The organism is Parafrankia sp. FMc2 (assembly GCF_041008525.1).
Taxonomy (GTDB): Bacteria; Actinomycetota; Actinomycetes; order Frankiales; family Frankiaceae; genus Parafrankia.
In genome coordinates, this window is record NZ_JBFLUG010000065.1 from 37,834 (window position 1) to 44,440 (window position 6,607).

At 67.9% G+C, this 6,607-nt stretch carries 4 protein-coding genes and 1 pseudogene; 1 reads left to right on the forward strand and 4 read right to left on the reverse strand.

Going from position 1 to position 6,607, the window contains the following annotated elements; all coding sequences use genetic code 11:
* Window positions 1–22: 22 nt before the first annotated feature.
* From AB1460_RS21485 to AB1460_RS21495, 3 genes are all read right to left on the reverse strand, one after another.
* Window positions 23–1,066: a FecCD family ABC transporter permease gene (locus AB1460_RS21485; RefSeq protein WP_248831780.1), complete on the reverse strand. Its 1,044-nt coding sequence runs from the start codon at window positions 1,064–1,066 to the stop codon at window positions 23–25.
* Window positions 1,063–2,049 carry an ABC transporter substrate-binding protein gene (locus tag AB1460_RS21490; RefSeq protein ID WP_368963613.1) on the reverse strand — a complete coding sequence of 329 codons (987 nt, stop codon included), beginning with the start codon at window positions 2,047–2,049 and terminating at the stop codon, window positions 1,063–1,065. The genes AB1460_RS21485 and AB1460_RS21490 overlap by 4 nt, the downstream gene beginning before the upstream one ends.
* A gap of 264 nt (window positions 2,050–2,313) precedes the next feature.
* Window positions 2,314–4,179: an SIP domain-containing protein gene (locus AB1460_RS21495; protein ID WP_368963615.1), complete on the reverse strand. Its 1,866-nt coding sequence runs from the start codon at window positions 4,177–4,179 to the stop codon at window positions 2,314–2,316.
* A 168-nt stretch (window positions 4,180–4,347) separates the two neighbouring features.
* Between AB1460_RS21495 and AB1460_RS21500 the strand changes: the two genes are divergently transcribed.
* Window positions 4,348–5,889: an AraC family transcriptional regulator gene (locus tag AB1460_RS21500; RefSeq protein ID WP_368963617.1), complete on the forward strand. Its 1,542-nt coding sequence runs from the start codon at window positions 4,348–4,350 to the stop codon at window positions 5,887–5,889.
* Between the two features lie 7 nt (window positions 5,890–5,896).
* Here the strand turns inward: AB1460_RS21500 and AB1460_RS21505 are convergent.
* A pseudogene (locus AB1460_RS21505) lies at window positions 5,897–6,333 on the reverse strand (IS1634 family transposase); the annotation flags it as partial.
* Between the last annotated feature and the right edge of the window lie 274 nt (window positions 6,334–6,607).

The following is a 6,607-nucleotide window of genomic DNA, read 5'->3' on the forward strand; positions in this document are numbered from 1 at the left end:
GACCGAGAGGCGACACCGATGCTCATAGTCCGCTCGCCTTCCTCCGCCGCACCAGTGCGATGAGCACGGGGGCTCCGATGAAGGCGGTGACGACACCCACGGGGATCTCGGTGGGTCGCATGGCGATTCGACCGACGATGTCGGAGGCCAGCAGCAGGCTCGGGGCGAGAAGAATGCTGTAGGCGAAGATCCAGCGCTGGTTCGGTCCGACGAACCAGCGGGCCACGTGCGGCACCATGAGCCCGACGAATCCGATGGGGCCCGCGATGGCGGTCGCGCCGCCGGCGAGCAGCGTGATCGCAATGATCGCGAGGACGCGGGTACGGTTCAGCGCAACGCCCTGCGCGGCGGCGATCTCGTCGCCGAGAGCCATCGCGTTGAGTGGGCCCGACACCGCGAAGGCCAGCACGAGTGCCACCGCGAAGAACGGCACGACCGGCCACATCACGTCGAGGGGGCGCCCCAGAATCGAACCGGCAGCCCACGACCGCATCGCATCGAACGCGTCCGGATTGGTCAGCTGAAGTGCCGAACTGGCACCACCGAGCACCGCGCCGACGCAGACCCCGGCGAGCACCATGACTCCCGGCGACTGGCCGCTTCGGGTCGACCCCAGGAGCAGGACCATGATCGTTACGATCAGCGCCCCGGCGAACGCGAACCACATGTAGCCACTGATGTCGCGGATTCCGAGAACACCGACGGCTACGGTCACCGCGAACGAGGAACCCGCGCTAAGGCCGAGGACGCCGGTGTCGGCCAGTGGATTACGCGTCAGGGCCTGGATCAACGCGCCCGCGGCCCCCAGTGCCATGCCCACGACCAGCCCGACGGCCGTGCGCGGCACCCGGTAGTCGCGGATCGAGTACTGATCGATGTCGGCCGACGGATGAAACAGCGCATCCCACACCACCGACGGCGCAATCACCGTCGAGCCGACCAGCAGGCTCAGCACCAGCAGTACGAGCAGTGTCACCAGCACCGTGAGCAGGCCGCCGGCGCGCAGTCGAGGCCCGGATGCCGCTGCGGGCATCCGGGCCTCGACGTCACTGGTCTGAGTTGTCATCCCGCCGGCGCGAGCTTCGCCAGTGCCTGACCGAGCGAGTCCAGGTACTGGGAGTAGGTCCGGTAGGACCGGGTGAAGCTGATGTCACCGAAGCAGTAGACACCCAGGGCCTTGCCGGAGGTCACCGCGGGAAGGGCCTTCCAGCCGTTCGACTCCGCCACGGGGACGAAGCCTTCGGCGACCTTGCCCTCAACGTCCACGGGGTAGATGAGCACGTCGTACTCGGACAGGTCGCCGATCCGCTCGAACGATCGCTCCTCGCCACCTTCACCCAGATCGGGGATGTTGAGCGGGACGTCCGCGCGCGCGATCTCCGAGCACTGAGATCCGTTGAGACTGAACATTCCCGGGTCCTGCCAGGAACCCCTGTTAACCTCGCCGAACCTGGTGGTCTTGATGATCTCCGAGTACTTCTTCTTGAACTCGGCGAGCGTCTCATCGTACTCGGACTTCTGCTCGTTGAGAGCATCCGTCAGCCCGGTGGCATCCGCCGTCACGGACAGCCGGGTCTTCCAGTCCGAGCTGAACCCGAAGTAGATCGTCGGTGCGATCGACTCCAGTTGCGACTTCATCTGGTCGAAGTCGGAGTCGGGTGCGGAGAACAGGATGAGGTCGGGCTTGAGGGTGGCCAGCAGCTCGAGGTCGGCTTCGCTGGCGCTGGAGCCGAGGAGCTTGGCCGCCTTGTACGCGGCCTGCTGCTCCGCGGGCAGCAGGCCGACCACGGGAGCGTCGACCTCCGTGACGCCCACCGGCTTGCCGCCGAGGTCGAGGAACGACAAGGTCAGTCGGCCGAGCGTTGCAACCCGCTGCGGGTGCGCCGGGATCTCGACCGTGCCGTTGTCGGCCTCCACAGTGCGGGTCGCTGCGGCCGCGTCACCTTGGTCGTCGCTGTCGTCGCCGCCGCACCCCGCAAGGAGGATCGCGGCGCCCAGCAACGCGGCGACCAGGGCCGCGCTGTGGCGCCGTGGTCTGGCAAATCTCATAGATGCGTTCTTCTTTCTGTTCTTCGTTCGGCGAGGGCGACGTGCCCGTTAGATCCGGACAGCCACCACCGAGCTCTTTCCACCGTCGTCGCGGACCCGTGGCGATCTCGATCAACAACGGTGGGATGAAAATGGCCGACGGCAGATCCCGACCCTTTAACTCAGCCGATCATTTTCTGCACCGCTGTGCCATCTATTACATCTTCCGTGCTGCCCCTAATTCTGGTGGCGACAGCTACCCGGAAGACATTGAGCACCTCAGGGTCAGTTGGTGTCGTTGCGGACGAGGTCGTGGACGGTGGTTCCCCAGCCGACGATGTGCGTCGCTGTGCGGGCATGCCCTGACCGGGCGATCACGGCGTCCAGTTCCTCGGCGGTCCGTAGCCCGGAGCCGTGTACAGCGAGTCCGATCAGGTCGGCTTCACCGTCATGCTCATCGAGGTCGTCGCGGTCGAAGACATCCTCGATCAGCAGCACCCGCCCGCCCGAGAGGAGGTTCTCGGACGCTCGGCGCAGGGCGTGAGCGGCGTCGGCGTCGGGTAGCGCTTTGAAAGCACGGCCGATGAACACGGCGTCCGATTCGGGGCTGGGCTCGAACACCGACTGCTCGACCACGCCGACCCGCCCCCGCTGCTGCTCGTCGGGGATCGTGACAGGCAGGTCGCGGCGCAGCCAGTCGGCCTGGGCGGGCAACGCGCAGATCGTGACCCGCAGCTCAGGATGAGCGGCGACGAACGCGCTGGCCTGCACGCCCGCACCACCGGAGTGGATCACCAGGTGCCGGACGCCAACAAGGAGGTCGGACTTGGCGATCGACATGGCCAGCGCGTGCTGGAACTCGGCCAGACGTTCGAGGTAGCGGTCCTCGTAGTCCTGCTCGGCCCGCACCTGCGCAAAAGTCTGCCCTGTGACGGAGGCGTAGGACGACCGGCCAGTGCGGATCGACTCGGTGAGCCCGTGAACGCCGAGCATCTCCCGCCCCCCCACCCCGGACGGGTGCAGGGAGTCCGCGACGAACTCGACGGTCAGGACTTCACCTACTGGCGTCAGCCCGTAACGGCCCGGTTCGGTCTCGGTCAGCACGTCCAGCGCATGCAGGTAGCGCAACAGCTTGCCCAGCGCACGCTCGTCAGCATTCGCTTTGGTGGCCAGGTCCGCCACGCTGCTGACACCACGCGAGATCAGCTCGGGAACGCCCAGCTCGACGGCGGTGCGGATCGCGATCGGCGGGACCAGTTCGGTCAGTTGATGGAGCTTCTCGAAGGGAGTGATCGACTTCTCGGGGTCGGGCACCGCTCCGTCGCCCTCCAAGGCGACGACCTCGCCACGGCGCCAGTACCCGGTGAACTCGATGTCCTCCTTGGGCACTCCACGGTCCTCGACCAGATGGCGACGCAGATCCCGCACCGCCGAACGCTCTCCCGCGAACCACGCGAACGGTCGGCCGTCCCACCAGGCGCAGTTCCTGACCGCGTCCACCAGCAGCGTGGTCGTGCCCGCCTCGGCGCCGCCGCGCACCAACCAGGTCACCTCGACCTGCGGCAGCGCCCTCAGCTCCAGCCGATGAGCGTCCTCGGCGACCTCGACGAACACCTGCGCCCGCGCCTCGTCGGGCAACTCGTCAAGCAGGCGGGCGATCGCGGGGATCGCCGTGTCGTCGCCGGCAACAAGAAGCCAGTCCGCGTCCTGCGGCAGCGACCGCGATGCGCTCGGGCCGTGGAAGTGGATGCGCTCGCCCGGTTCGGTGCGGTACGCCCAGGTGCTGCCGACACCGATGCCGTGCCTGACGATGTCCACATCCAGTTCACCGGTCGCGGCGTTCCAGCGACGAACTGTGTATGCCCTCGACAGCGGCCGGGGGTCTCTCGGCAGCTCGAGACCCTTCTCCTTCTGCACTGGCAGCACCGGCTCGGCCTGGTCGGGGTAGCAGAACACCAGCCGGATGTCGTCGTCGAAACCCGTCGAGTCGAACGCGGGCTGCGGGAAGCCGTTCGCCGAGGTAAAAGCACCAAGCTGCTCGCCAGTCAACGTGATCCGCCGCACCCCCGATGTCAGGTCCACCACCCGCACCACCTCGGCCTCTCGCAGGGTCAGCGGGTGCACTGTGAGCCCACGTGCGGTCTTCGGCATGCTGAGGGGAGCCCCTTCCAATCGCGCCTGAGGTGGGGAGGTCGCGCACCACCAGCGGCAGCGAGCTACCGGTAAGGTACGGTAAACCTCACCCACGATTGGGTACGCAGGTCGCCATATAGTTATGACATGGTTGGCTCGTCTCCGCCGCCGATTCCGGCAGCACGGATGGTTCCGGTGGAGCGCCCCAGCCACATGTTGATCTGGGTCCGTACCGGTCGCGCGCGGGTGCTTCTGGACGACGGGACGGAGTTCTCGCTCGGCGATGGCGAAGGCATCTGGGTGCCTCAGCGGCTCCGAAGCCGCAGCCTGACGATCACCGAGCCCGGCACGGTCGCCTTCCCGTACTGGCCCGACGCCGGCGTCGGGACCTGGGAGCTGACCGAGCCGATGCGGTTCGACGTCCCAGACGACTGGCACGACTGGCTGATCCAGTACTTCAACCTTCAGGTCACACCGTTCACCGGTCACGGGTACTCCCCTGGCGGGGTCGCCGATCTCCTACGTGACCTCGGCACCCTCCCGACCGCACCTGCGCCCGGCGAGGCCAGCGCTGCTTCGGCGCTGCTCGATCCCCCCACCATGCCGAAGGCCGCCGGGGCGAGGGCGGTGGCCGAGGACCTGATCCGCGACCCCGCGCTCGGCCTCACTGTCAAGGAGTGGGCGGTCCGGGTTCCCTCCAGCCCGCGCACCCTGCTGCGCGAGTTCGTCGCCGACACCGGGCTCACCTTCGAGCAGTGGCGACTGCGCTGCCGGCTGACCGCCGCCGTCGAGCTCCTCGCCGCCGGGTACGACGTCGATCCGGTGGCAGCGCGAGTGGGCTTCGCCAGCCGCGGTGGTTTCCGGCGCGCGTTCCACCAGCAGTTCGGGCTGACCCCGCACGAGTTCTCCAGGGCGCTTGCCGCCCGCACTCCTGCCGGCGGCCTGACCGGACGGGCCAGCGCGGCCCGCCAGGCTGACAACTTCGTACGCCTGATGCGGACGGGCGGCGCTGCTGCCCACGCGCCCGATCTGCTGCCCGCCGCCCAAACGCCTCTGCACGCCATCGACAGTCATGTGCTCAGCTGGATGTATCGCGGCAGCGGATATCTCGACATCGACGCCAGGCGCTACGAGCGACTGCGTGGCGTAGCAACCTGGATACCAGCGGGAGTGGAGCACATCACCGGGCTTCACCAGGACTCCATCTCGCTGCCGCTCGGAAACGCCAGCACCGCCGATCTCCAGCTGATCGAACCGATCCAGGTGCAGTTCCCCCGAGCGTGGGACGACTACCTGATGTTCTGTTCGATCAGCGCCCGCACCTCGCTGCATCCGATCGACTATGACCGGACCCAGATCATCGACCTGTTCGCCGAGCAGGTCGCCGCGCAGCGGGCACTGTCCGTGCCGATGCCCACCGACCCGCGCGGCCGTGAAGCCGCCATGGACTACCTGCGCCGCATCGGGGTCTCCGCCGGATCGGCCGATTTCGACCTGCCCGCCGACGTCCACCGAGCCTTTCACGAACAGACCGGAATGACCTTCGCCCGCTGGCGCTACGCCGCCCGCATGCGGATGGCTCGCGACCTGCTCGCCGGCGGCGCCAAGCCCAGCTCCGTCGCCCGCCGCGTCGGCTACGCCCACCTACCTGCCTTCAGCGCCGCTTTCACGCGCTTCCACGGACTCTCCCCGCGCGAATACCAGGAGCGCGAGATCGGCACCGCCTGACACCGGGTCAGTTCGGGGCGTCGAGAACGGCCTGTTTGTCCGGTTTGATCGCGGGCGGGAAGGTCTGGGTAGCGCCGTTGATCGCGATGGTCGCGAAGCGCAGCGGGCGGAGCTGTCGGATCACGTTGCGGACCGCGAGGCCGGTGCGGTTCTGGACGGTGCGGGCGACGGCGAGCACGGTGAACACGATGGTCAGGTGGGCATCGATCGTGTCCCTCGTGCGGACGAACACGGGCCGGGCGGCGAGATCGGTCTTCAACATCCGGAACGACTGCTCGACGTGCCAGAGGTCGTGGTAGTTCGCAATGACCTGGTCGGCGGGCAGGACGGTCGCGGGCAGGTTGGTCACGTAGCCCTTCAGCCCGACCAGGCCAGCCGGGCCCGGGCCCGGCTGGCCTCGTCGAGAGTCGTGGCGTCGCCCTTGACGGTGACGAACCTGGGGGTCGACTGACCCGCAGCCGACCAGCCACCAGAACATAGCGCCACACGTCCTCCGGGTACCAGACCAGCGCCCGACGCCGCACGGTAACGCGAAGCCGATCCTAGATCGGCTTCGCGGCGGGCCGGCTCGCGGACCAACGGGGGCTCGAAGAGAAATAGTCAAGACTTGTGGGTGATGATCGTTAGGCGGCTTGGGTGACGGGTGTGGTGGTGGGTCGTTCGACGAGCTGGCCTGCTTCGAAGACGGCGCCGGCGCGGACGAGGGCGACGAGGTGGG